This window comes from Elioraea tepida, assembly GCF_019203965.1.
Lineage (GTDB): Bacteria > Pseudomonadota > Alphaproteobacteria > Acetobacterales > Acetobacteraceae > Elioraea_A > Elioraea_A tepida.
Map to the genome: position 1 here is coordinate 2,910,671 of NZ_CP076448.1, position 23,366 is coordinate 2,934,036.

At 71.3% G+C, this 23,366-nt stretch carries 19 protein-coding genes; 7 read left to right on the top strand and 12 right to left on the bottom strand.

Annotated elements, in window-relative coordinates:
- Positions 1-23: 23 nt before the first annotated feature.
- Complete coding sequence (locus KO353_RS13990; RefSeq protein ID WP_218285398.1) at positions 24-2,642, top strand: putative barnase/colicin E5 family endoribonuclease; 2,619 nt, start codon at positions 24-26, stop codon at positions 2,640-2,642.
- Positions 2,643-4,875: 2,233 nt separating this feature from the next.
- Here the strand turns inward: KO353_RS13990 and pepT are convergent.
- From pepT to rpmI, 5 genes are all read right to left on the bottom strand, one after another.
- Positions 4,876-5,880 carry a tripeptide aminopeptidase PepT gene (gene pepT / locus KO353_RS13995; protein WP_218285399.1) on the bottom strand — a complete coding sequence of 335 codons (1,005 nt, stop codon included), beginning with the start codon at positions 5,878-5,880 and terminating at the stop codon, positions 4,876-4,878.
- A gap of 116 nt (positions 5,881-5,996) precedes the next feature.
- On the bottom strand, positions 5,997-8,420 hold the full coding sequence (gene pheT / locus KO353_RS14000) for a phenylalanine--tRNA ligase subunit beta (protein WP_218285400.1): 2,424 nt from the start codon (positions 8,418-8,420) through the stop codon (positions 5,997-5,999).
- A gap of 1 nt (position 8,421) precedes the next feature.
- The gene (pheS, locus tag KO353_RS14005) at positions 8,422-9,510 is read right to left on the bottom strand and encodes a phenylalanine--tRNA ligase subunit alpha (protein ID WP_218285401.1); all 1,089 of its coding nucleotides are present in this window, start codon (positions 9,508-9,510) and stop codon (positions 8,422-8,424) included.
- A gap of 79 nt (positions 9,511-9,589) precedes the next feature.
- The gene (rplT, locus tag KO353_RS14010) at positions 9,590-9,952 is read right to left on the bottom strand and encodes a 50S ribosomal protein L20 (protein ID WP_218285402.1); all 363 of its coding nucleotides are present in this window, start codon (positions 9,950-9,952) and stop codon (positions 9,590-9,592) included.
- Between the two features lie 31 nt (positions 9,953-9,983).
- Entirely contained in the window at positions 9,984-10,184 is a 201-nt protein-coding gene (rpmI, locus tag KO353_RS14015; protein WP_218285403.1) for a 50S ribosomal protein L35, read from the bottom strand.
- Positions 10,185-10,367: 183 nt separating this feature from the next.
- Between rpmI and dapF the strand changes: the two genes are divergently transcribed.
- From dapF to KO353_RS14035, 4 genes are all read left to right on the top strand, one after another.
- Positions 10,368-11,210, top strand: coding sequence for a diaminopimelate epimerase (dapF, locus tag KO353_RS14020; protein ID WP_218287407.1), 843 nt, complete (start codon positions 10,368-10,370; stop codon positions 11,208-11,210).
- Positions 11,207-12,466 carry a tRNA (N(6)-L-threonylcarbamoyladenosine(37)-C(2))-methylthiotransferase MtaB gene (gene mtaB, locus KO353_RS14025; RefSeq protein WP_218285404.1) on the top strand — a complete coding sequence of 420 codons (1,260 nt, stop codon included), beginning with the start codon at positions 11,207-11,209 and terminating at the stop codon, positions 12,464-12,466. The genes dapF and mtaB overlap by 4 nt, the downstream gene beginning before the upstream one ends.
- Positions 12,466-13,485 carry a signal recognition particle-docking protein FtsY gene (gene ftsY, locus KO353_RS14030; RefSeq protein WP_218285405.1) on the top strand — a complete coding sequence of 340 codons (1,020 nt, stop codon included), beginning with the start codon at positions 12,466-12,468 and terminating at the stop codon, positions 13,483-13,485. Before mtaB ends, ftsY begins: the two co-directional genes overlap by 1 nt.
- Before the next feature lie 66 nt (positions 13,486-13,551).
- The gene (locus KO353_RS14035) at positions 13,552-14,379 is read left to right on the top strand and encodes a creatininase family protein (RefSeq protein WP_218285406.1); all 828 of its coding nucleotides are present in this window, start codon (positions 13,552-13,554) and stop codon (positions 14,377-14,379) included.
- 233 nt (positions 14,380-14,612) lie between these two features.
- Here the strand turns inward: KO353_RS14035 and KO353_RS14040 are convergent, their stop codons facing one another.
- From KO353_RS14040 to KO353_RS14070, 7 genes are all read right to left on the bottom strand, one after another.
- Entirely contained in the window at positions 14,613-14,825 is a 213-nt protein-coding gene (locus tag KO353_RS14040; protein ID WP_218285407.1) for a hypothetical protein, read from the bottom strand.
- Between the two features lie 81 nt (positions 14,826-14,906).
- Positions 14,907-16,097, bottom strand: coding sequence for a phosphoglycerate kinase (locus KO353_RS14045; protein WP_218285408.1), 1,191 nt, complete (start codon positions 16,095-16,097; stop codon positions 14,907-14,909).
- A 3-nt stretch (positions 16,098-16,100) separates the two neighbouring features.
- Entirely contained in the window at positions 16,101-17,114 is a 1,014-nt protein-coding gene (gene gap, locus KO353_RS14050) for a type I glyceraldehyde-3-phosphate dehydrogenase (RefSeq protein WP_218285409.1), read from the bottom strand.
- Between the two features lie 17 nt (positions 17,115-17,131).
- Entirely contained in the window at positions 17,132-19,138 is a 2,007-nt protein-coding gene (gene tkt, locus KO353_RS14055; RefSeq protein WP_235692129.1) for a transketolase, read from the bottom strand.
- A gap of 157 nt (positions 19,139-19,295) precedes the next feature.
- Complete coding sequence (locus tag KO353_RS14060; RefSeq protein ID WP_218285410.1) at positions 19,296-20,315, bottom strand: alpha/beta hydrolase family protein; 1,020 nt, start codon at positions 20,313-20,315, stop codon at positions 19,296-19,298.
- Positions 20,316-20,461: 146 nt separating this feature from the next.
- Positions 20,462-20,656: a putative quinol monooxygenase gene (locus tag KO353_RS14065; RefSeq protein WP_218285411.1), complete on the bottom strand. Its 195-nt coding sequence runs from the start codon at positions 20,654-20,656 to the stop codon at positions 20,462-20,464.
- On the bottom strand, positions 20,653-21,918 hold the full coding sequence (locus tag KO353_RS14070) for a Zn-dependent hydrolase (protein WP_218285412.1): 1,266 nt from the start codon (positions 21,916-21,918) through the stop codon (positions 20,653-20,655). Before KO353_RS14070 ends, KO353_RS14065 begins: the two co-directional genes overlap by 4 nt.
- A 95-nt stretch (positions 21,919-22,013) precedes the next feature.
- On the opposite strand from KO353_RS14070, the gene KO353_RS14075 reads away from it, so the two are divergent.
- Both KO353_RS14075 and KO353_RS14080 read left to right on the top strand, forming a co-directional pair.
- On the top strand, positions 22,014-22,793 hold the full coding sequence (locus KO353_RS14075) for an SDR family oxidoreductase (protein ID WP_218285413.1): 780 nt from the start codon (positions 22,014-22,016) through the stop codon (positions 22,791-22,793).
- A 9-nt stretch (positions 22,794-22,802) separates the two neighbouring features.
- The gene (locus tag KO353_RS14080) at positions 22,803-23,228 is read left to right on the top strand and encodes a dihydroneopterin aldolase (protein WP_218285414.1); all 426 of its coding nucleotides are present in this window, start codon (positions 22,803-22,805) and stop codon (positions 23,226-23,228) included.
- Positions 23,229-23,366 lie beyond the last annotated feature (138 nt).

Below are 23,366 nucleotides of genomic sequence, written 5' to 3' on the forward strand. Positions count from 1 at the left end.
GCGAACTGGCCTGGGATCAGGCGGTGAGCCGGCTGCGCGAGGAACGGCCGGAGGAGGCGGAACGCTACCTCTACACGCACGAGGTGGCGGCCATGGCCCGCCGCCGGGCGCAGAACGCGGCGGCCGCGGCGGCGGCGGCCGAGGGCCTCGGCGGCGGCCTGGGCGGCTTCCTGGGCGGCATGGCGGGCATCTTCGCCGACCCCATCCAGGTGATGACGCTGCCCTTCGGCGCCGGGCGCATGGCCGGCGGCGTGCTGGCCCAGATCGGGCGCACCGCGCTGATCGAGGGCGCTGTGGCGGGGGCGACGCAGGCGGTGGTTGAGACCCGCGCCGGGCCCTACCGGCAGAGCCTTGGCCTGCCGGATAACAGTCTCGAGCAGATCGGCATGGCGGCCGCGGGCGGCGCGGTGATCGGCGGCGGCTTGCGCGCCCTGGCACTGGGGGCTCGGCACCTGCGCGCGCGCCTGTGGCCGGCTGATCCGGCGCGGGTGGCGGCGGAGGATGCCGCCACGCTCGTGCAGACCCGGATATTGGAAGATGCTGCCGCGCCCGGCGCGCCGGAGCTGGTGCCGGCGCATGAGGCGGCTCTGGCGGCCGGCATACGCCGGGTGGAGACGCCCGAGGCGCCGCCGGTGCCCGAGCTGCCGCCGCCGGTGGCGCCGCCGCCCGAGGCGATGCGCCTTGTCGGCCGGCCCGAGGCCGAGCTGCGCGCGCATGTGCGCGGCGTGGTGGAGGAGCTGCTGGCCGCGCGCGGCGGCAGCCGCGCCGATGGCGCCTGGCGGCCGGACCTCGGCGCCATTACCATCGAATGGGGTAGCCTCGGGACCGGGCAGCCGCCGCGCTACCGTGGTGGCTACGGCCTGTCCTACATCATCGCCCGCCGCACCGCGGAAGGGCTGGACGGCGAAGCCTTTGTGCGCGAGGTGCTGCCTGAGGTGCTGGTCGCGGGGCGCGTCGTTGCGCTGGAACATGGCGGCCAAACGGTGGTTCTTCAGCACGGGCCGCATGAAGTGGTGCTGCGACTGGATCGCGACGGCACGCGCGAGAACTGGCTTCTGACGGCCTATCGTCAGCGGGACGGCCGTGGTGAAGCGGGCGGAGCGCCTCCGTCACCGCCCTACGCTCCGGCAGGCCGGTCCGTCAGCCAGCCGGAGGGAGCGCGACCGTCCCTGGCGACCCTGCCAGAAACCCCGCGCCGCTTCAACGCCTACACACCGACCGGCCGCGCCGTGCTGGTCGAGCCGCGCGTGGTGTCCCTGCGCCGACTGATCCCGAGCCATGGCCCGGACGGCCGGCCCAACCCGAACTATCCGCATGCCGAAGGGCTGCAGCCGCGCGACCGTGCCGCCGCGCCAAGCCAGGACCAGGTGCGCGCCATCGCCGCGAGGCTGATCCCGGAGCGGCTGCAACCCAATGTCGAGGCCGGCACGGGCGCGCCCATCATCGGCCCCGACCTGGTGGTGGAGTCCGGCAATGGCCGGGTGGCGGCGCTGATGCTGATCCACCGCGACCCGGCGTTCGCCGCGCAGCGCGAGGCCTATCTCGCCATGCTGCAACGCATGGGCTTCGACGTCACGGGCATCGAGGAGCCCGTGCTTGTCTCGGCGCGTGTGAGCCAGATGACGCCCACCGAACGCGCGGCCTTCGTGCGCGAGGCGAACCTGCGCGGCACGGCGGCCGAGACGGCGGGGGAGATGGCGGCGCGAGACGCCGAGGCCGCGCGCGCCGCGCTGCCCTTCTGGCGCGGCGGCACGGTGGACCAGGCGGCCAATCGCGAGTTCCTGCGCCGCTTCCTGGAACGGCTGACGCCCGAGGAGCGCAGCGGCCTGCTGGCGGCCGACGGCACGCCGACGCCGGACCTGATCCAGCGCGTCACCCGCGCGCTGCTCTCGGCTGCCTATGGCGACGCGCTGGGGCCGGTGGCGGCGCGGCTCATTGCGGGCGAGACCGAGGGCATGCGCGGCCTGGCCGGGGCGCTGCGCAGCCTGGCCGGCGACTGGGCGGCGCTGCGCCAGGACGTGGCGGCGGGCCGCATCCCGGCCGAATACGACGCCACCGCCGCGCTGGCCGAGGCGGTGGAGGCCATCGCCGAGGCGCAGCGGCGGCGCGTGAGCCTGGCCGACCTGGTGCTGCAGGCGGATATCGAGCGGCCGGCCATGACCCCGCAGGGGCTGGCCATGCTGCGGGCGATGTTCCCCGAGGGCGACCTGTCGCGCCGCATCAAGCCCGAGGCGCGGCTGACGGAGATGCTGCGCGGCTATGTCGAACGCGCGCGCGCGGCGGACGCAGGGCCGATGCTGCTGCCCGAGGCGCGGCCCTCCGCGGCCGAGATGCTGGCCGCCGCCGGGCGAGCGGAGGAGGGGGCCGCCCGCGAAAACCGGGCATTTGCGCCGCCCGCCGACCCGCAGGCCGCGCGGCTGCTGGCCGCCGACGACGAGGCGAGCCGGCTTGCGGCGCTGCCCGAGACCGAGCGGGCGGAGCTGTTCGAGGCGCGCCGAATCCTCGCCGACCGCGACGTGGCGCTGGTGGTGGACGACGCGGGCACCACCGTCTCCGCCCGCGCCCTGCTCGACCAGGCCGAGCGCGAGATCGAGGAAGCCTCGGCCGCCACGGTCTGCCTGATCGGGAGCGTCGCGGCATGAAGACGCTTGCGGGCTGCCTGCAGCGCGCCGTCAACGCAGGGCAGATCAGCGAGGCGCTGGCGCGCAAGATCAACGACCGCGTGGTCGAGTTGCTCGGCAAAGGCTTCGCCGAAGCCCCCGCCATGGCCAAGGCGGCGCAGGAAGTGGCCGATGCAGCCAAGCGCCAGCAGCGCCAGACCGCGCTGCGCATCCTCGCCACCGCGCGCAATGTGGCGCTGGCCGAGGCCCACCCCGAGGGCTTCGCCGCCGGGGTGCGCGCCCTGCTGGCGCGCGACCTCTCCGGCAAGGCCGAATACTCCAACGTTGAAGCCCGCGCGCGCCATCCGCGGCCTGGCGCACGCCGAGCTCGCCGACGTGCTGGACCGGTTCCGCTCCAAGATGCTCGGGCTGATGCGGGATCAGGACGGCATGGTCGAGTTCGTCCGCGCCCTCTACGGGGCCAAGCCCAAGGACCCCGCGATCAGCCAGCTCGCCGATGCCTGGGCGCGCGCGACCGACCGCCTGGTCGACCGCTTCAACGCCGCCGGCGGCGCCCTGCCGCGCAAGGCCGACTGGCGCCTGCCGCAGGCCTGGGACCGCGACAAAGTGGCCGCCGCCGGCCGCGACGCCTGGCTGCGCTGGATGGAGGACCAGCACGCGCAGGGGCGGCTGTCCATCCGCGACCCCGACACCGGGCGCGAGGTGAACGCGCTGCGTCGGGCGGAGATCCTCTCCAACGCCTATGACCGCATCCGCACCGAGGGGCTTGTGGACATCACCCCAGGCGCGGCGCGCGGCCTTGGCGCGCTCGCCAACCGCCGGGCGGAGCTGCGCGCCTTCCAGTGGACCTCGGCCGAGGCTTGGCTTGAGGCGAATGAGCGCTTCGGCGTCGGCAACCGCAACCTCTACGACCTGCTGAACGGGCATATCGACGGGATGGCGCGCGACATCGCCATGCTGGAGGTGCTGGGGCCCAACCCGGATTGGATGGTCCGCTACCTGCGCGATGAGGCGACGCGCCGCCTGGCTGACCGGCCCGACCGCGCGCGCTCCGAGGCCTGGCGGATCGAGAGCACCTGGGCGCATGTCTCGGGGCTGGCCAACACGCCGGTCAACGAATGGGTGGCGACGGTCTTCCGCGAACTGCGCGGCTGGCTCACGGCCGCGCGCCTCGGCTCGGCGCTGCTGTCCAGCACCTCCGATTTCGCCACCATGCGGCAGGTGGCGGCCTGGAACGGGCTGCCATCCGTGGGGTGGATGCGCGACTATCTGCGCCTGCTCAACCCCGCCAATGCCGATGACCGCAGGATTGCCGTGCGCGCGGGCCTGTTGGCCGAGGCCTGGGCGCAGCGCGCCGCCGGCGCCATGCGCAACCAGGCGGATGTGATCGGCACGGGCCTTGGCAGCCGTGTGGCGGATTTCGTGCTGCGCGCGCAGGGCCTTGCGGCGCACACCCAGGCGGCGCGCTGGGCGATCGGCATGGAGTTTCTGGGCGCGCTCGCCGACCGTGCCGGGCGGAAGTTCGATGCCATCGAGGAACCGCTGCGCCGCGCCATGGAGCGCTACGGCATCGGCCCGGCTGAGTGGGACGTGCTGCGCGCTTACGGCGTGGTGACGCAAGGCGGCTGGCGCTTCCTTTCTCCCGAGGCGGTGGCGCGCGCGGCGGATCTGGCCACTCCCGAGGGACGCGCCCAGCTGAACGCGGCCACCCGCCTGCTCGAGTTCGTGCAGACGGAAGGGCGCTTCGCTGTGCCCGAGCCGGGCGCGGCCGAGCGCGCCCTGATGGTGGGGCAGACGAGGCCCGGCACCTTCATCGGCGAATTCGTCCGCAGCGCCATGCAGTTCAAGTCCTTCCCCGTCACGGTCATGCTGATGCACATCGGCCGCGGGCTGAACCAGGAGGGGTTGCGCGGCAAGGCGGCGTATCTCGCGAGCTTCGCCATCGCCACCACGCTGATGGGCGCCTTCGCCATGCAGCTCAAGGCGATCGCCCAGGGCCGCGACCCGCGGAACATGGATGATCACCGCTTTTGGCTGGCGGCGGCGGCGCAGGGCGGCGGCGCCGGCATCCTGGGCGACTTCCTGTATTCGGCGGTGGCGCGCACCGACCAGGACTTCTACGCGCAGATGGCGGGCGGCCCGATGGGCGGGTTTGTCTCCGACCTTGCGAGGATCGCCGGCCTCAACCTCCAGGCGCTGGACGATGAGCGGCGCGAGCGCGCGCTTGGCGCCGACCTGGTGCGCTTCATGCGGTTCAACACGCCGGGCAGCTCGCTGTGGTATTCGCGGCTCGCCATGGACCGGCTGCTGTGGGACCGGCTGCAATGGTGGGCCGATCCTCAGGCGGGCCGCCGCTTCCGCGAGCTCGAGCGCCGCGCCATGCGGGAATACGAGCAGGAGTTCTGGTGGGCGCCGGGCGAGAGCGCGCCGCGCTGCCGCCCGCGGAGACGACGTGCCAGAAGCCCCGGCGCCCGTCGCTCACCTCCGGCGTGTCGGTCGCCTGCGGCAGGATGTCGATGATCCGCGCCATCAGGTGCAGCGCGTTCACGAGCTTGCCCTTCGCCCAGCCCGGGTGGATCGAGACGCCCTCGATCTCGATCTTGGCAAGGTCGGCCGAGAAGGTCTCGCAGACAAGCTCGCCGCGCTCTCCCCCATCCAGCGTATAGGCGAAAGCGGCGCCGAGCGCCTTGGGCAACTCGGGGTGCACGCCACGGCCGATCTCCTCGTCCGGGGTGAAACAGAGGCGGATCGTTCCGTGCGGCAGGCTCGGGTTCGCAAGAAGATGGCGCGCCATCGTCATCAGGATCGCGACACCGGTCTTGTCGTCGGCGCCGAGAAGCGTGGTGCCGGAGGCGGTGACGATGTCGTGCCCGATGCGCGAGGCGAGATAGGGAAGCTCGCGCGCGGACAGAACCTGGGTCGGGTTGTCAGGCAGGACGATGTCGGAGCCGTCCCAGGCGCGGTGGATGATCGGCTTGACGCCGCGGCCAATGAACTGCGGCGTGGTGTCGACATGGGCGCAGAAGGCGATCGTCGGCGCGTTCGTCTCGACCGTGGTCGGAATCGTTGCGACGAGCGTTCCGTAGGGTAAAAGGGTGACGTCAGCCGCGCCCATCTCCGTGAGCTCCCGTTCGAGCAGGCGCAACAGCTCGTACTGCTTCTCCGTGCTCGGCGTGGTCTTCGAGTCAGGGTCGCTCTGGGTGTCGATCCGGCAGTAGCGGACGAGCCTGTCCCCGAGTTCGGCGATGACATCGACCATGCGGTGATCCTCCGTCGCGAGGGGGGACGGCACCACGGCCTGGGAGGCGCCGCAACCGGGGCGAGGCTCCAAGCCGGGCCCGGGGCCGGGAGCGCAGACCGCTGTCGGCAAGGGCTCTAGCCGCGCAGCACCGCTCCGGTGGCCGCCGCGACCGCGCCGATCACCTTCTGGGCGACCGCCTCGATCTCGGCATCCGTGAGCGTCCGCTCACGCGGCTGGATCGTCACGGCGATGGCGAGAGACTTCCGCCTCGCGCCGATCGCCTCCCCGCGATAGACATCGAACAGCGACACGCTCTCGATCAGGGTCCGATCCGCCCCCTTGGCGGCGCGGAGCACGGCCTCGGCCGGGACGTCCTCGGCGACGACGAAGGCGAAGTCGCGCGTCAGAGGCTGGAAGGCGGGAAGTGCAGGGTTGCCGCGGCGACGTCGTTTCGGCTGCGGAACGGCCAGCAGGTTGAGCTCGAAGGCCGCGACCGGCCCTTCGAGGTCAAGGGCCGCGAGCACACGCGGATGGAGCTCGCCGAAGGTGCCGAGCACCTGCTTCGGCCCGAAGCGGAGGGTGCCCGACCGGCCCGGGTGGAACCAGGCGGGGGCGTCGGCCGTCACTTGCACGGCATCGAGGTTCACGCCGAGGGCGGAAAGAACCGCGAGCGCATCGGCCTTGGCGTCGAGCGCATCGGGCCCGCGGCTCGGCTGCGCCCAGTGACGCGGCGAGGGGCCGGAGCGGAGGCCGGCGGCGGCGAGGGTCTGCTCGCCCGGCTCGCCGCCCGAGAACACCGGGCCGATCTCGAACAGAACGGCTTCCGCGATGCCGCGCGCAGCGTTGCGTGCGGCGGCGAGGGCGAGGTTCGGGATGATCGAGGGACGCAGTGCGTCGAGGTCGGAGGCGATCGGGTTGGCGAGACACCGCGCCGCGTCGCCACCGCCGAACAGAGCCGCCACATCCCGCGCCATGAAGCTGAAGGTGACCGCCTCGACCAGGCCGCGGCCCGCGAGGACGCGCCGGGCGAGGATCGCGCGTCCCATCGCGGGTGTGACGGCAACGGGGGGAACGACCCGCGGCCGGCCCGAGTCGTCGGTGAGCGGCGGCATCGGCACAGCCGGTATGGCGTCGAGCCCCTTGATCCGCAGCACCTCCTCGATCAAGTCGTACTCGGCCTGCGGGTCGGGCTCCCCCAAGCAGTCGTTCCGCCAGGAGGGGATCGCGACGGTGATCCGTTCCGCGTCGCGCGCGAGGCACCGGAAGCCGAGCCGGTCGAGGATCGCCACCGCCTCGTCCGGCGGCACGTCGTGGCCGCCGAAGGAGGCGAGGCGGGAGAAACGCAAGGTGGCGGTGCGCTGCATGTCGGGCTCACGACCCGCTTCAACCACCTCGGAAGCCTCGCCGCCGCAGAGATCGAGGATCATCCGTGTGGCGGCCTCGGTCGCCTCCCGCATCAGGCCGGGGTCGATGCCGCGTTCGAAACGGTAGCGGGCCTCGGTCTGGATCCCGAGGCGCCGGCCAGTCTCCGCGATCGCCACCGGGTCGAACAGGGCGACTTCGAGGAAGGCTTCCGTCGTGCCCTCGGAACAGCCGGTGCTCTCGCCGCCGACGATGCCGGCAAGCGCGAGCGCGCCGGAGGCGTCGGCGATCACCGTGTCGGCCTCGCCGGCCGTCACCTCCTTCCCGTGCAAGCCCAGGAACGCCTCGCCGCGCCCCTGGCGCATCGCGAGCACGCCGCCTTCGAGCTTCGCCGCGTCGAATACGTGCAGCGGCCGGCCGAGGTCGAAGGTGAAGAAGTTCGTCACGTCGACCAGCGCCGAGATCGGACGCAAGCCGATGCTCTCGAGCCGACGCCGAAGCCATTCCGGAGACGGTCCGTTCCGCAGCCCGCGGAAATGCCGCCCGAGCACCCAGGGGCAGGCGGGCGTCTCGGTCTCCCAGCGGATCGGGCTCTGGTAGGAGGCGGGGACGGGCCCCGCCCGCCACGGCCGGAGCGTGCCGAGGCCGGCGGCGGCGAGGTCGCGCGCGATGCCGCGCACGGCGAGCGCATCGCCGCGGTTCGGCGTCACCGCGATCTCGATCACCGGATCATCGAGCCCGGCCCAGGCGGCATAGCTCTCCCCCACCGGCGCGTTGTCCGGCAGCTCGATGATGCCCTCATGGTCATCGCCAAGTCCCATTTCGCGGGCCGACAGCAGCATCGCCTCCGAGGCCTCGCCGCGGATCCGCCCCGCCTTGAGGGTGATGCCCGTTCCCGGGATGAAGGCGCCCGGCAGAGCGAGCACCCCCTTTATGCCGGAGCGCGCGTTCGGCGCGCCGCAGACCACGTTGAGGATCCGCCCGTCGCCCGCATCGACGCGGCAAACTCGCAACCGGTCGGCGTTCGGGTGGGGCTTGGCCTCGACGACATGGGCGATCCGGAAGGCGCCGAGCGTGGCGCCACGGTCCTCCACGCCCTCAACCTCGAGGCCGATTTGCGACAGTGTCGCAACGATCCGCTCGAGGGTCGCCTCGGTGTCGAGATGTGTCTTCAGCCAGGAGAGGGTGAACTTCATCTCAGGCAATCCCCGTCGCGGTGGAGGCGACATCCTCCGGCCGGAAGCCGGTCGCGCGCAGCCAGCGGAGATCGCTTTCGAAGAAGGGGCGAAGGTCGGTCAGCCCATGCTTGAGCATCGCCACGCGCTCGATGCCCATACCGAGGGCGAAGCCCTGCCAGACGCGGTGGTCGAGGCCGCAGTTGAGCAGCACCTTCGGATGCACCATTCCCGAGCCGAGGATCTCGAGCCAGTCCCCGCCCGCGCCGAGCTCGCCGGTGCGCCGGTTCCAGCCGATGTCGACCTCCATCGAGGGTTCGGTGAAGGGGAAGTAGGAGGCGCGGAACCGCACCGGCAGATGCGCGATGCCGAAGAAGGCGCGCAGGAAATCGACGATGCAGCCCTTCAGATGCCCAAGCGTGAGCGACCGGTCGATCGCGAGCGCCTCCACCTGGTGGAACATCGGGCTGTGCGTGGCGTCATGGTCGGCGCGGTAGGTTCGGCCGGGCGCGATGATCCGGATCGGCGGAGGCTGTGCCGTCATCGTGCGGATCTGCACGGGCGACGTGTGGGTTCTGAGAACCTTGGCGCGGCCTGCGGCCGTCCGGCCGGGAAGATAGAACGTGTCATGGTCCTGCCGCGCCGGGTGGTGTTCGGGGATGTTCAGAGCGCCGAAGTTGCGCCAGTCATCCTCGATGTCCGGCCCCTCGGCCACAGTGAACCCCATCGCGCCGAAGATCGCGACGATCTCCTCGATCGTGCGGCTGATCGGGTGGATCAGGCCCTGCAGCGAGGGGCGCGGCGGGAGGGTGACGTCGAGACGCTCGGCGGCGAGCTTGGCATCGAGCGCGGCCTCGGCGAGCGCCGCCCGACGCGCCTCGAGCGCCTCGGAAAGCCGCTCCTTCACTGCGTTCAGGGCGGCGCCGCGCGCCTTGCGCTCCTCGGCGGGGAGGGTGCCGAGGCCTTTCATCAAGGCGGTGAGCGAGCCGTTCCGGCCGAGCAACGCGACGCGCACGGCGTCGAGCGCGGCGAGGTCTGGGGCGGCGTCGATGCGCGCGAGCGCGTCCGCTTCGAGGGGGGCGAGGTCGTCAACTGGGCGGTCGGGGGTCATCGAGCGTCTCCGGATGCGAAAAGGGCCGCCGGAGGCCGGCAGCCCTGATCGTCACCTCCTGGCGGGCGGGAAGGCCCGGTCAGGCAGCTGCGCGGGCAGCCTTGGCCTTCTCGACCACAGCGGCGAAAGCGGCGGCGTCGTGATAGGCGAGATCGGCCAGCACCTTGCGGTCGAGCTCGAGCCCAGCTGCCTTGAGGCCGTGAATGAACTGGGCGTAGGTAAGGCCTTCCGCCCGAACCGCGGCGTTGATGCGCTGGATCCAGAGCGCGCGGAACTCGCGCTTCCTCACCTTCCGGTCGCGATAGGCGTACTGAAGGCTCTTCTCGACCTTCTGCTTCGCCATCCGGATCGTATTGCCGGCGCGGCCGCGGAACCCCTTCGCCGCCTCGAGAACCTTCCGGTGCTTGGCGCGGGCCGTCACGCCCCGCTTCACGCGTGCCATGTCTCAGCGTCCTTCTGCGATCGTCTTCGGCTCAGAGCCCGTAGGGCGCCCACTGCTTCACAGTGCGCGCGTCCATCGGCTTCAGCACCTGGTTGCCGCGGTTGGTGCGTTTCATCCTCTGGGTGCGGCGGCGGAGGTTGTGGCGCTTGTTGCCGGGGCCGGCGAGCACCTTGCCCGTGGCGGTGATCGCGAACCGCTTCTTGACGCTGCTCTTGGTCTTCCGTTTGGGCATTTTCCATCCTTTCCGTTCGCGGGCCGCAGGCGCGGCGACAGGCGGCCGGGCATGCCCTTCGAGGCCCGGCGCGCACAGAGGCCGGCGGTATAGCGGCCGGGACCCTGGCGTGCAAGCCAGGCGGCCTTGGCGCCGGCGAACGGCGGATGGACGGACCACGCCTCGCATCCCTATATCCCCGTCATGGTGGCCTTCCGGAAGATGCACGGGCTCGGCAACGACTTCGTCGTGCTCGATGCGCGCCCCCGCCCGCTTCCCCTGCCGGCCGAGACCGTCCGCGCGCTTGCCGACCGTCGGCGGGGCGTCGGCTGCGATCAGGTGATTGTCATCGAGCCGCCGCGCAGCCCCGGCACCGACGCCTGGATGACCATCCGCAACCCCGACGGGTCGGAGGCCGAGGCCTGCGGCAATGCCACGCGCTGTGTCGCAGCGCTGCTGATGGACGAGGCGGGGAAGGACCGCGTCGCTCTCGGCACCCTCGGCGGAACCCTCAGAGCGGAGCGTCGGCCGGGCGGCCTCGTCGCGGTGGATATGGGCACGCCTCGGCTTGCCTGGCACGAGATCCCGCTCGCGCGCGAGATGGACACGCTGCATCTGCCGCTTGCCCGCGACGGCGTGTCTGACCCTGCCGCGTGCTCGATGGGCAACCCGCACGCGACCTTCTTCGTCCCGGACGTCGCCGCGCTCGACATTGCCACGCTCGGCCTCTCGCTCGAGCACGACCCGCTCTTCCCGGCCCGCGCCAATATCGGTTTCGCCCAGGTGGTCGCGCCTGACCGGATCCGCCTGCGCATGTGGGAGCGGGGGGCCGGGATCACGCTCGCCTGCGGCTCCGGCGCCTGCGCGGCCGTGGTGAACGCGCACCGGCGCGGGCTTGCGGGCCGCTCGGCAGCCGTCGTTCTCGACGGCGGCGAGCTCAACATCGCCTGGGGAGAGGACGGGCGGGTGACGATGACCGGCCCGGTGGCAGAGGTGTTCACGGGGGTGATCGACCTTCCCGCGATCGCCGAGGCGCGCGCGGCATGAGCCTGCGCGTTCTCTCCTTCGGCTGCCGGCTGAATACCTGGGAGGGGGAGGTGATCCGCTCCCATGCCCGCGCCGCCGGGCTCGAGGAGACGATCATCATCAACACCTGCGCGGTCACAGCCGAGGCAGAGCGCCAGGCGCGCCAGGCGGTGCGCAAGGCGCGGCGCGAGAACCCCCACGCCCGGATCATCGTCACCGGCTGCGCGGCGCAGATCAGGCCAGAGGCCTGGGCCTCGATGCCGGAGGTCGATCGCGTCGTCGGCAATCTCGAGAAGCTTGAGCCCGCCACATGGGCGGGGCCGGAGCCTGGCCGCGTCGCGGTGTCGGACATCATGTCGGCGCGCGAGGCGGCGGCCCATCTCGTCACCGAGTTCGGCGGCAGGGCGAGGGCCTTCGTCCAGGTGCAGCAGGGCTGCGACCATCGCTGCACCTTCTGCATCATTCCCTACGGCCGGGGCCAGAGCCGGTCCGTGCCGATCGGGGCTGTGGTGGAACAGGCGCGGGCGCTTGTCGAGGCGGGCTATCGCGAGCTCGTGCTCACCGGGGTGGACATCACCGCCTACGGCCCTGACCTTCCAGGTTCACCGACGCTCGGGCAGCTTGTGCGCCGTCTGCTCGCGCTGGTCCCTGGGATTGCCCGGCTTCGCCTCTCCTCGCTCGACCCGGTGGAGATCGATGCCGATCTCTGGCGCCTGATCGCCGAGGAGCCGCGGCTGATGCCGCATCTGCACCTCTCCGTGCAGTCGGGCGACGATCTGATCCTCAAGCGCATGAAGCGGCGGCATCTGCGCGCCGATGTCCTTGCCGTCACGCGGCGCGCCCGCGCGCTTCGGCCAGGCATCGCTTTCGGCGCCGACCTAATCGCTGGCTTCCCGACCGAGACGGAGGCGATGGCCGCGAACACCCTCTCCCTTGTCGAGGAGGCAGGGCTCGACTTTCTGCACGTATTCCCCTTCAGCCCGCGGCCGGGCACGCCTGCCGCGCGCATGCCCCAGCTCCCGCCGGGGCTGATCGCCGAACGCGCCGCCCGGCTTCGCGAGGCGGGGCGCGCGGCGACGGCGCGCTTCCTCGCCTCGCAAGTGGGCGCGGAGGCCTCGCTGCTCGTTGAGCGCGACGGGGCGGGGCACACGGAGCACTTCGCCCCGGCCCGCCTCGCGCGTGGCACCGCACCGCCTGGCGAGATCGTCTCGGTGCGCATCACCGGGGCGGACGAGACGGGGCTGATCGCCGAGCGCGCTCTCGCCGAGGCGGCGTGATGGCTTTGCGCGACCTATTCCGCCGCCGGTCGGAGAGTGAGGCAGCGGCCGAGGCGGCGCCGGAACAACCCGCCCAGGAAACCGAACGGCAGGGGTTCCTCGCCCGCCTGCGCCAGGGGCTTGCGCGCTCGACCGCGCGCCTCACCGAGGGCCTTGGCGCCCTTTTCACGAAACGGAAGCTCGACGACGCGGCGCTCGAGGAGCTCGAGGAGCTTCTCATCAGCGCTGACCTTGGCGTCGCCGCCGCGCGGCGGATCATCGACTCCTTCCGCAGGACGCGCTTCGGCCGCGAGGTGACGCAAGACGAGATCCGCGCAGCACTTGCCGAGGAAATCGCCGCGATCCTCGCCCCCGTCGCGGTGCCGCTCATCCCTGAGCCTGAGCATGCGCCGCATGTCGTGCTCGTGGTCGGGGTCAACGGCACCGGCAAGACGACGACCATCGCCAAGCTCGCCGCTCTCTGGAAGGGAGAGGGGCTCTCGCCGCTGCTGGTGGCGGGGGACACGTTCCGTGCCGCAGCGGTCGAGCAGCTTCGCGTCTGGGGTGAACGGATCGGCTGCCCGGTCGTCTCCGGAGCCGACGGCGCCGACCCGGCAGGCCTTGCGTTCGACGCGCTGAAGCGGGCGCGGGAGCAGAGCGCCGACGTGCTGCTGATCGACACCGCCGGGCGGCTGCACAACAAGGCCGATCTGATGGCCGAGCTCGCCAAGGTCGTGCGGGTGCTCCGCAAGCTCGACCCGTCAGCGCCGCACAGCGTTCTGCTCGTTCTCGATGCCACGACCGGGCAGAACGCGCTTCAGCAGGTGCGGGTGTTCCGCGAGATGTGCGAGGTCACCGGCCTTGTGGTGACGAAGCTCGACGGTTCGGCCAAAGGCGGGGTGGTGGTGGCGCTCGCGCAGGAGTTCGGGTTGCCCGTGCATGCCGTGGGGGTCGGCGAACGGGCGGAGGACCTGCGTCCCTTCGAGGCGAAGGCCTTTGCGCGCTCGCTCGTCGGGCTCGAGGACGCACAGGTTGGCTGATCCGGGGCTGGACCATTCTGCCTCCGTCGTGTCCTGATGGGCGCGGCAGCGGTTCGGGAGGAGAGCATGGAACCGGTCGAATGGGCGCATCTGACGGCGCCGGAGCTCAAGGAGAAGGCGGAAGCGGGGGCGCTCGTTGTGCTGCCGATGGCGAGCCTCGAACAGCACGGGCCCCACCTGCCGACGATCGTCGACACGCGGCTCGCGACCGAGGTCTCGGTCCGGGCGGCGCGGATCCTTGCGCGGTCGGAACCCGTGGTGGTCCTGCCGTGCCAATGGATGGGGCTGTCCGAGCACCACTTCCCGTTCGGCGGCACGATCAGCCTCGACTACGCGACGTTCCACAACGTTCTGCGCTCGATCTGCCGAAGCCTGCGCGCGGACGGGTTCCGCCGCCTTTTCATCGTCAACGGCCATGGCGGCAACACCGACCCGCTCGCCGTGTCGACGCGCGAGCTCGCGCACGAGTTCGGCATGGCGGTGGTGGGGGGCACCTATTGGCTGATCGCTGCCGAGGAGATCGGCGCCCTGCTCGCCACACAGAGGAACGTGCAGCATGCCTGCGAGGCCGAGACCTCGATGATGCTGGCGGTCGAGCCCTCCCTCGTGCGTCGCGGCCAGATCGAGGCGGCCGCACGCGGGGTGATTGCGCCGAACGAGGTGGCGGGAACGGGGCAGGGGGACAGGCCGGGGATCCAGCGTTTCCGAAGCTTCGCCGAGCGTGCCCCGGGGACGGGTGTCAGGGGTGATCCGCGCGCGGCCACGGCGGAGAAAGGGGAGGCGCTGGTCGAGGCGATCGCGCGCAAGCTTGCCGAGGTGATGGCGAACCCCGCACTCTGGACCGTACCCGACGCTGTCTGGGACAGCGAGCGCGCCTTCGGCTCGACCGGTTGAGGCGAAGGGCTTGGCCGCCTCAGCGCCACCTCGGGCACGCGGGAGGCCGCGCGCAGACGTCGGTGTGCAGCGATCGGTGATGTTTCGGTTCGTCGGCTACGGTGTGACAGACGCGGCAGCGTTCGCTTGATCGAACGCGTAGCAAATGGCCGACGTGACCTGTTGTGGCCCGCGCGGTGCGCGTGATGGTTGGCGCCCGCACGCGTGATCGTCGGCGCCCGCGGCGGCCGCGCTCAGACGGTGAGGTTCAGCAGGCTGCCGCGCGGCAGGGGACCGGCGGGAGGAGCCGGTGGCAGAGCCTGGAGCGCGGGCTTCTGCGGCGCCGCCGATGGCTGCGCGGCGGCCATCACCACACCGGCCGGAGGCGCGACGGGGCGGCTGTCGCGCGCCTGCATCGCCGAGACGGCCGACTGCGAGAAGGCGGCGAGTGAGGAGAGCGAGATCATGCGCAGTTTCATAACCCGCATGAGTTAACGATACGTAAAACGGGCGGCCCGCAGCAATCCACGCGGGCGTAGGCGTTGGCCCTATCGCTCGAGGGCGGCCACTCCGGGCAGCGTCTTTCCCTCGAGCCATTCGAGGAAGGCCCCGCCTGCCGTCGAGACATAGGAGAAGTCCTCGAGCACCCCGGCGTGGCGCAAAGCCGCGACCGTGTCGCCGCCGCCGGCGACAGACAGAAGCGTGCCGGCGCGGGTCAGCCCCGCCGCGCCTTTCGCGACGCGCACGGTCGCCGCGTCGAAGGGCGGCGTCTCGAAGGCGCCGAGCGGGCCGTTCCAGACAAGGCTGCGCGCCTCACCAAGCCGTGCGAGCAGAGCCGCAGTGGAGAGCGGGCCGAGATCGAGCGCCATCGCCTCGGCGGGGATCGACGTCACCGGAACGATCTGCGTCTCGACACCTGCGCGGAGCTCGCGCGCCACGACCACGTCCTCGGGCAGAAGGATGGTGCAGCCCTGCTCTTCCGCGCGCGCGAGGATGCCGCGTGCGGTGTCGTGGAGATCAGGCTCCTCGAGGCTCTTGCCCACGGCGTGGCCGCGCGCGGCGAGAAAGGTGTTCGCCATCGCCCCGCCGATCGCGAGCAGATCGACCTTTCCGACCAAGTTGCCCAAGAGGTCGAGCTTGGTCGAGACCTTCGCGCCGCCGACGATCGCCGCCACGGGCCGTTTCGGCGCCCCGAGCACGGCGCCGAGCGCCTCAAGCTCGGCTTGCATCAGACGCCCGGCATAGGCCGGGAGAAGCCGCGTAATCGCCTCGGTCGAGGCATGCGCGCGGTGCGCGGCCGAGAACGCGTCGTTGACATAGGCATCGCCGAGCGCTGCGAGCGCGCGGGCGAAGCCCTCGTCGTTCTTCTCCTCGCCCGGGTGGAAGCGGGTGTTCTCGAGCACGAGGACATCGCCTGGCGACATCGCAGCCACCGCCGCCTCCGCCTCCGGCCCGATGCAGTCGGCGGCAAACCCCACCTTTCGTCCGAGTACCGCGGCGAGCGCCTCGGCGACCGGGCGAAGCGACATCTCCGGCACGCGCCGCCCCTTCGGCCGGTCGAAATGGCTGAGCACGATCACCTTCGCTCCGGCGTTAGAGAGCTCGCGTATCGTCGGCGTCAGGCGCTCGAGGCGGGTCAGATCCGTGACCTGCCCGTCCTTGATCGGAACGTTCAGATCGGCGCGGAGAAGCACGCGCTTCCCCGACGCAGCAAGCTCGCCGAGCGTTCGGACGGCCATGGCTCAGAGCGAGCCGAGCAGGGCGGCGGTGTCGCTCATCCGGTTCGAGAAGCCCCACTCGTTGTCGTACCAGCCCATGACGCGCACGAACGTGCCCTCGATCACCGCCGTCTGCGAGGCGTCGAAGGTGCAGGAGGCAGGGCTGTGGTTGAAGTCGATTGAAACGAGCGGGGCAGTGTTGATCGCAAGCACTCCCTTGAGCGGCCCGTCGGCTGCGGCGGCCATCGCCGCGTTCACCTCCTCCGCCGTCACCGCGCGTTTGAGGGTGGCGTCGAGCGAGACGAGCGAGACGTTCGGCGTCGGCACCCGGATCGCGGTGCCGTCGAGCTTGCCCTTGAGCTCTGGTAGAACGAGGCCGACGGCGCGCGCCGCGCCGGTCGAGGTCGGGATCATGCTCACCGCCGCGGCGCGGGCGCGGCGGAGGTCCTTGTGCAGCGTGTCGACCGTGGTCTGGTCGCCCGTGTAGGCGTGGATCGTCACCATGTAGCCGCGCTCGACGCCGAACGCTTCGTGCAGGACCTTCACCATCGGCGCGAGGCAGTTCGTTGTGCAGGAGGCGTTGGAGACGACCGTCATCGCCGGCGTCAGCACGTGCTGGTTCACGCCCCAGACGATGGTCGCATCCGCCCCGTCGGCGGGGGCAGAGATGAGAACCTTGCGGGCGCCGGCGGCCAAGAGCGGCTGCGCCTTCTCCTTGGAGGTGAAGATTCCGGTGCACTCCATCGCGACATCGACGCCAGCGAGCGGCAGCTTGCCCGGGTCACGCTCCGCCGTGACGCGGATCGGGCCCCAGGTTCGGCCCGCGTAAGCGATGGTCATGCTATCGGCCGAGGTGGTCACCTCGCCAGGGAAGCGCCCGTGCACGCTGTCATAGCGGAAGAGGTGGGCGTTCGCCTCGACCGAGCCGAGGTCGTTGATCAGCACCGGCTCGACATCGGTCCGTCCGCTCTCGACGATCGCGCGCAGAACGAGCCGGCCGATTCGGCCGAAGCCGTTGATGGCAACCTTCACGGGCATGGCGTGCTTTCCTCCCCTCACTCGCTCGGGTCACGGCCGAGGCGGCGCAGCACCGCCCCCGCCACCGCCTCCGCTGTGATGCCGAAATGGCGATAGAGCTTCTCATAGGGGCCTGAGGCGCCGAAGCCGCTCATGCCGATGAACAGCCCGGACAGCCCGAGCACCCTGTCCCAGCCGAGGCTGACGGCCGCCTCGATCCCGACGCGCAAGCCCCCGCCAAGGATCATCGCCTGGGTCGCCTCGTCCTGGCGTAGGAACAGCTCGAAGCAGGGCATCGAGACGACGGCGGTGGCGATTCCCGCCGCCTCGAGGATCTCGCGCGCCGCGACCGCGATCGCGACCTCGGAGCCGGTCGCGATCAGAGTCGCCTGGCGCTGCCCCGAGGCCTCGAGAAGCACATAGCCGCCGCGGGCGGTGAGGTTCTCCGGCGTGTGCGTCGTGCGCAGAGTCGGAACGGGCTGGCGGGTCAGCGCAAGCACCGAGGGGCCGTCGCTGCGCGCGAGAGCGAGCGCCCAGGCTTCGGCCGTCTCCACCGCATCGGCCGGGCGGAACACGTAGAGGTTCGGAATCGCGCGCAAGGAGGCGAGATGCTCGACGGGCTGGTGCGTCGGCCCGTCCTCGCCGAGCCCGATGCTGTCATGGGTGAGCACATAAACCACACGTTGGCGCATCAGAGCCGCAAGCCGGATGGCCGGGCGCATGTAGTCGGAGAACACGAGGAAGGTGCCGCCATAGGGGATCAGCCCCCCGTGCAGCGCGATCCCGTTCATCGCCGCGGCCATGGCGTGCTCGCGCACGCCCCAGTGGATATGCCGCCCGCCCCAGTTCCCGGGCGAGACCGTGCCCATCGCCTTGACGTGGGTGAGGTTGGAGCCGGTGAGGTCGGCCGAGCCGCCGACGAGTTCGGGGATCGCCGGGGCGAGCGCCTCGAGCGCCTTCTGGCTCGCCTGGCGTGTGGCGAGCTTGGGCCGTTCGGAGGCGACCGCCTGCTTCCAGGCATCGAGCCCCGCCCGCCACTCGTCCGGCAGCCGGCCCTGGAGCACGCGTTCGAACTCAGCCCGGAGAGGGCTTCGCTGCATCCGCCGAAGCCAGGCGAGACGGTCGCGCGCGCCGCGCCTTCCCGCCTCGGCCCAGGCTGCGGCGATCTCGGCCGGGACGGTGAAGGGGGGATAATCCCACCCGAGCGCCCGCTTCGCCGCTTGCGCCTCCTCAGGTCCAAGCGGCGCGCCATGCGCTGCGGCGCTGCCGGCCTTGGTCGGGGCGCCGAAGCCGATCACGGTCCGGCAGGCGATCAGTGTCGGCCTGCCGGAGCGGATCGCATAGCCGAGCGCCCCAGCGATTTCGGCATGGTCGTGGCCGTCGATCCGCTTCGTCGCCCAGCCATAGGAGGCGAAGCGCTTCAGAACGTCATCGGAACAGGAGAGCCCGGTCGAGCCGTCGATCGAGATACCGTTGTCGTCGAACAGCACGGTGAGCTTGGCGAGCCTGAGATGGCCGGCCAGCGAGGCGGCCTCGTGGCTGATGCCCTCCATCAGGTCGCCGTCGGAGGCGATCACCCAGGTGCGATGATCGACGAGCGAGCGGCCGAAGCGGGCGGCGAGCATGCGCTCGGCGATCGCCATGCCGACGGCGTTGGCAAGCCCCTGGCCGAGCGGCCCGGTGGTGGTCTCTATGCCTGGGTGCTCGCCGAACTCCGGGTGGCCGGCCGTGCGGCTGCCGAGCTGGCGGAAGTTCCGGAGCTCCTCCATCTCCATGCCGGCATGGCCGGTCAGGTGCAGGAGCGCGTAGAGCAGCATCGAGCCGTGGCCGGCCGAGAGCACGAACCGGTCGCGGTCGGGCCAGCGCGGATCGGCGGCGTCGAACTTGAGCGCTCGCGTCCAGAGCACGGTCGCGACATCGGCCATGCCCATCGGCATGCCTGGGTGGCCCGACTTGGCCGCCTCGACCGCGTCGATGGCGAGTGCGCGCAGCGCATCCGCCATCCGCCGCTCCGGCCCGGCCGTGCGCTCGAGCAGAGCGGCCATGGCGTCGGCGTCGATCGCTCGGTCGGTCGTGTCGGTGCTGGCCAAGGCGCGTCCTTTCCGGGCCGGGCGGGGCGCGTGGCCCGGGTGGGCGTCGCTATAGAAAGGGGGGCGCCCTCGGGCAACCCCCTTCGCCGAAACCATCTTGGCCGAGCACGCGTCAGCGCATGAGGCCCTTCGCGGCGATCCACTCCTGGATGAGCGCGGCGATCTGGTCGGTGTTGTCGTCCATCATCAGCATGTGCGAGTTGCCCCGGATGCAGTCGGGCAAGGAGAGCTCCTCGACCGTCCCGCCCTTCTCGCGGATCGCCGCCGCCCAGCGGTCGATCACCGGCTTGATCCGCTGCCACAGGGCGTTCTCGCCGAGGAAGTCGCCCCACACCATCAGATGCGGGATGTCCTTCACCCGTGCCGCATCATCCCGCGCCGGATCGGGGGCGCCGGAGGGCTCGATCGCGATGATCGCGCGGATCTTGTCGGGCGCTCGAAGTGCGGCGCGGAACATGAAGTTGCCGCCCTGGCTGTGCACGATCACCAGACAGGGGCAGACGCGATCGATGTAGGCGTCATAGGCCGCCTGGATCTTCGCATCCGTCGTCACCCAGCGTGGCACGGACTGCTTGGTGAACTGGTCCCACGCCGCGATGGGGAAGCGTGTTCCGGGATAGGCGCGCCGCGCCTGCGGGTCGCGCGCCCAGCCATCGGCCGGGCCGACCCGGAAGAGCTGCCAGCCCTCGCCCATGGTCCGGAATACGGGCTCGCCCTTGAAGATCTCGGGAAACCGCGACCAGCCCGCGCGGCCACGCTCGACCGCGTCGGAGACAGAGACGTCGTGCCCCGCGCGCAGGAAAGCCATCTGCCAGCCCGGGCGGCCGTCGGGCGTGGGCTCCCAGGTCACGCCCGTAAGGCCGCCGCCATGCACGAGCAGGAGCGGGAAGCGCGCCAGAGAGTTGGCGAGCCGGACGTACTGGACATACATCTGCCCCGCCTGGAAATCGCCGTTGGGGTCGTAGCGGAAGGGCGGCGAGCCGGGAGAGAAGATGATCTCACGCGTCGGCAGGCCGGAGACGGTGGTGATGCCGCCGCCGATGTGGAAGCTGCCGATCTCGCGCACGGTGATGTCCTGCCCGAGCGCAGGGGCGGCCGGGAGCGCGAGCGCGGCAGCGAGAAGGGCTCGCATGGGTTTCCTCTCCGGTTCGTTGTCGTTTCGGTTCAAAGCGGCCGCAGGCCCTCGATCCGCACCGAGGCCACGAGCGGCTTCACCGCCGCGCGAGAGGCGCTCATGTGCGGGGCAGTGCTGTGCGCCTTGAGCGACGCCTCGTCGCGCTAGCGCTCAATGATGACCACCGTGTCGTCTCCCGCGAGCGTCTGTGCGGGGAGCACGCCGGGCGCATCCGCCGTGGCCTCGTAGGCGAGGCAGCCCTCCTCGGCGAGAACGAGCGGCTGTACCGAGAGGAAGGCGGCGAGCCAAGCGGCGCGCGCGCCGGGCTCGAGCGTGATCCGCGCAAGCACGTGGATCATGCGAGCCTCCGGTTGGCGCGGGCGAGCACGGCATCGCACAGCACCTGTGCGCCGGCGGCCGCATGCTCGGGAAGGATGCTCTCCTCCTCGTTGTGCGAGAGCCCGTCCTTGCAGGGGATGAAGATCATCGCCGTCGGCACCTTCCGCGCCACGTAGACCGCGTCATGCCCCGCACCCGAGACGATCTTGCGCGCGCTGAAGCCGCGACGCTTCGCCGTCTCGGCCACGAGAGCGATGCAGTCCGGGTCGAAGGGCTGGGCGGCGAAGCGGAAGAGCTCGGTGAGCGTAAGACTGAGCCGAAGCTCGTCCGCGATCGCCTGCGCCGCTTTCGGGAACGCTTCGGCGATCGCCGCGAGTTCGGCATCGTCTGGGTGGCGGAACTCCACCGAGAACCGGACCTCTCCCGGAACGACGTTGCGGCTGTTCGGGAGCACCTGGAGTTGGCCGACCGTGCCGCGCCCTGCTTCGCCGCGCGCACGCATCATCCGGTCGACGAGGTCGATGATTCGCGCGGCACCGACGAGAGCGTCACGACGCGCCAAGGGGGGCGTAGTTCCGGCGTGGCTGTCGCGCCCAGTCAGCACCGCATCGTACCAGACCTGGGCCTGCGCTCCGGTGACGATGCCGATCAGCCGATCCTCCGCCTCGAGGATCGGCCCCTGCTCGATGTGCAGCTCGAAATAGGAATCGGCCGGGAAGCACTCAGCCGTCTGCTCGCCCTTGTAGCCGATCGACTCGAGCGCCTGCTCAACGGTCACGCCTTCGGAGTCGGCGAGCGCATAGGCCTTCGGCAGCGGATAGACCCCGGCCCAGACGCCCGAGCCCATCAGCGAGTGGCCGAAGCGCGAGCCCTCCTCGTCGGTCCAGTTGCACAGCACGAGCGGGGCCTCGGTCTCGACGCCCGCCTCGTTCAGGGTGCGGATCAGCTCGAGCCCGGCGATCACCCCGAGCGCCCCGTCGAACTTGCCCCCCGAAGGCTGGCTGTCGAGATGCGAGCCGAACAGGACCGGCTTGCGCGAGGGGTCACGCCCCGGGCGGCGGGCGAACATGTTGCCGATCGCGTCGACCGTGACGGTGAGCCCCTCCGCCTCGCAGAGTTTGCGGAAATGGTCCCGGCCGCGCTTGTCCACCTCGGTCAGAGTGAGCCGGCGCACCCCTCCCTTCGGCGTGGCGCCGATCGCCGCCATATCCATCAGCGCGTCCCACAGCCGGCGCGGGTCGATGCGCAGGTTGTGGTCGCGTGTCGGCGTTCCGCCGTCCATGCGGCCTGCCCTCCTCACCCGTGAGCGCGCATTCTGCGCCACCGCTCCCGCGACGCAAGGCTCGACAGGGCCACCGCTCGCCCTATTGTGCCGCCATGAACCACGCCATCCCCGCCACGGTGCCGCGTGCCGCCCTGGTCACTGGGGCGGCGAAGCGGCTCGGCCGCGCTATCGCTCTCGCGCTCGCCGAAGCGGGCTTCGACCTCGCGATCCACTACGGGGCGAGCGCTGCGGAGGCGGAGGAGACAGCGTTGGCAATCCGCGCGCTCGGCCGGCAGGCGGTCACACTCCGGGCCGATCTCGGGCGCGAGCAGGAGGTCACGCCGCTCGTCGGGGCGGCCTCCGCCGCTCTGGGCCCGCTCGGCGTGCTCGTGAACAACGCCTCGACCTTCGAGCGCGACGAGGTGGCCGATGCGACACGCGAGAGCTGGGACAGGCACCTCGAGCCGAACCTGCGCGCCCCGTTCGTGCTCACCCAGCGCTTCGCCGCCGCTCTGCCGCCCGACGCGGAGGGCGTGGTCCTGAACCTCCTCGACCAGCGTGTCTGGTCGCTCACCCCGCACTTCGTGAGCTACACGGTGAGCAAGGCAGGGCTGTGGGCGCTCACTCGGTCGCTTGCGCTCGCGCTCGCGCCGCGAATCCGCGTGGTCGCGATCGGACCTGGGCCTGCCCTGCCGAGCCCGAGGCAGACCCAGGAGCAGTTCGACCGGCAGTGCGCCTCCGTGCCGCTCCGCCGCGGCACGAGCCCGGAGGAGGTTGCGCGCGCAGCGCTGGCGCTGCTTTCGCTTCCCTCCGTCACCGGGCAGATGCTCGCGCTCGACGGCGGCCAGCACCTGAACTGGGGCCCGACGACCGACGCCGAGCCCGAGGAGTAGGAAGAGGGGATGGACCCGTCAGTCGAGCGCAGGATTGCCTCCGCCGCCTTGGCGCTCAGGCACGTGTTCGTGCGCGACCTCGTGGTCGAGGCGTGCGTGGGCGTGCACCCGCACGAGCGCGGCCGCCCGCAGCCTGTGCGCGTGAGCATTGATCTCGGTGTGGAGGACGACGGGGCGAGGCCGCTCTCTCGCCCTGCCGTGAGCCACGATGACCTCTCGCGGGTGGTCGATTACGAGGCGGTTGCGGCCACCGCCCGGCGTATCCTCGAGGCGGGGCATGTGGCGCTGGTGGAGACACTCGCCGAGCGGATCGCCGAGGCGTGCCTCGCCGACCGGCGCGTCAGGCTTGTTCGCGTCAGGGTTGAGAAGCTCGAAGCGGTCGCCGGAGCGGCCTCGGTCGGCGTCGAGATCGAGCGTCGCAACCGAGAGCCCTGACCGCGCGATTTGTCCACTGCCGGCTTTCGGCAGCAGCTGCGCGTCTCTGACACACCCCTGTCATCGACCGAACCGTCGAACGCGCGCAGGCCGGAAATATTTTCAAGTGTTTTCAGTGGTTTGACGAAAGCTGCCCAA

Bases quoted from the DNA above. Each gene is read 5' to 3' on its own strand.
- pepT (WP_218285399.1), bottom strand. From the start codon at position 5,880: ATGGTCGATGTCATCGCCGAACTCGGGGACAGGCTCGTCCGCTACTGC.
- KO353_RS14080 (WP_218285414.1), top strand. From the start codon at position 22,803: ATGGACCCGTCAGTCGAGCGCAGGATTGCCTCCGCCGCCTTGGCGCTC.
- pheS (WP_218285401.1), bottom strand. From the start codon at position 9,510: ATGACCCCCGACCGCCCAGTTGACGACCTCGCCCCCCTCGAAGCGGAC.
- ftsY (WP_218285405.1), top strand. From the start codon at position 12,466: ATGGCTTTGCGCGACCTATTCCGCCGCCGGTCGGAGAGTGAGGCAGCG.
- KO353_RS14060 (WP_218285410.1), bottom strand. From the start codon at position 20,315: ATGCGAGCCCTTCTCGCTGCCGCGCTCGCGCTCCCGGCCGCCCCTGCG.
- KO353_RS14075 (WP_218285413.1), top strand. From the start codon at position 22,014: ATGAACCACGCCATCCCCGCCACGGTGCCGCGTGCCGCCCTGGTCACT.
- rpmI (WP_218285403.1), bottom strand. From the start codon at position 10,184: ATGCCCAAACGGAAGACCAAGAGCAGCGTCAAGAAGCGGTTCGCGATC.
- mtaB (WP_218285404.1), top strand. From the start codon at position 11,207: ATGAGCCTGCGCGTTCTCTCCTTCGGCTGCCGGCTGAATACCTGGGAG.
- pheT (WP_218285400.1), bottom strand. From the start codon at position 8,420: ATGAAGTTCACCCTCTCCTGGCTGAAGACACATCTCGACACCGAGGCG.
- KO353_RS14040 (WP_218285407.1), bottom strand. From the start codon at position 14,825: ATGATCTCGCTCTCCTCACTCGCCGCCTTCTCGCAGTCGGCCGTCTCG.
- KO353_RS14045 (WP_218285408.1), bottom strand. From the start codon at position 16,097: ATGGCCGTCCGAACGCTCGGCGAGCTTGCTGCGTCGGGGAAGCGCGTG.
- KO353_RS14065 (WP_218285411.1), bottom strand. From the start codon at position 20,656: ATGATCCACGTGCTTGCGCGGATCACGCTCGAGCCCGGCGCGCGCGCC.
- tkt (WP_235692129.1), bottom strand. From the start codon at position 19,138: ATGGCCGCTCTGCTCGAGCGCACGGCCGGGCCGGAGCGGCGGATGGCG.
- rplT (WP_218285402.1), bottom strand. From the start codon at position 9,952: ATGGCACGCGTGAAGCGGGGCGTGACGGCCCGCGCCAAGCACCGGAAG.
- KO353_RS14070 (WP_218285412.1), bottom strand. From the start codon at position 21,918: ATGGACGGCGGAACGCCGACACGCGACCACAACCTGCGCATCGACCCG.
- gap (WP_218285409.1), bottom strand. From the start codon at position 17,114: ATGCCCGTGAAGGTTGCCATCAACGGCTTCGGCCGAATCGGCCGGCTC.
- KO353_RS14035 (WP_218285406.1), top strand. From the start codon at position 13,552: ATGGAACCGGTCGAATGGGCGCATCTGACGGCGCCGGAGCTCAAGGAG.
- dapF (WP_218287407.1), top strand. From the start codon at position 10,368: ATGGTGGCCTTCCGGAAGATGCACGGGCTCGGCAACGACTTCGTCGTG.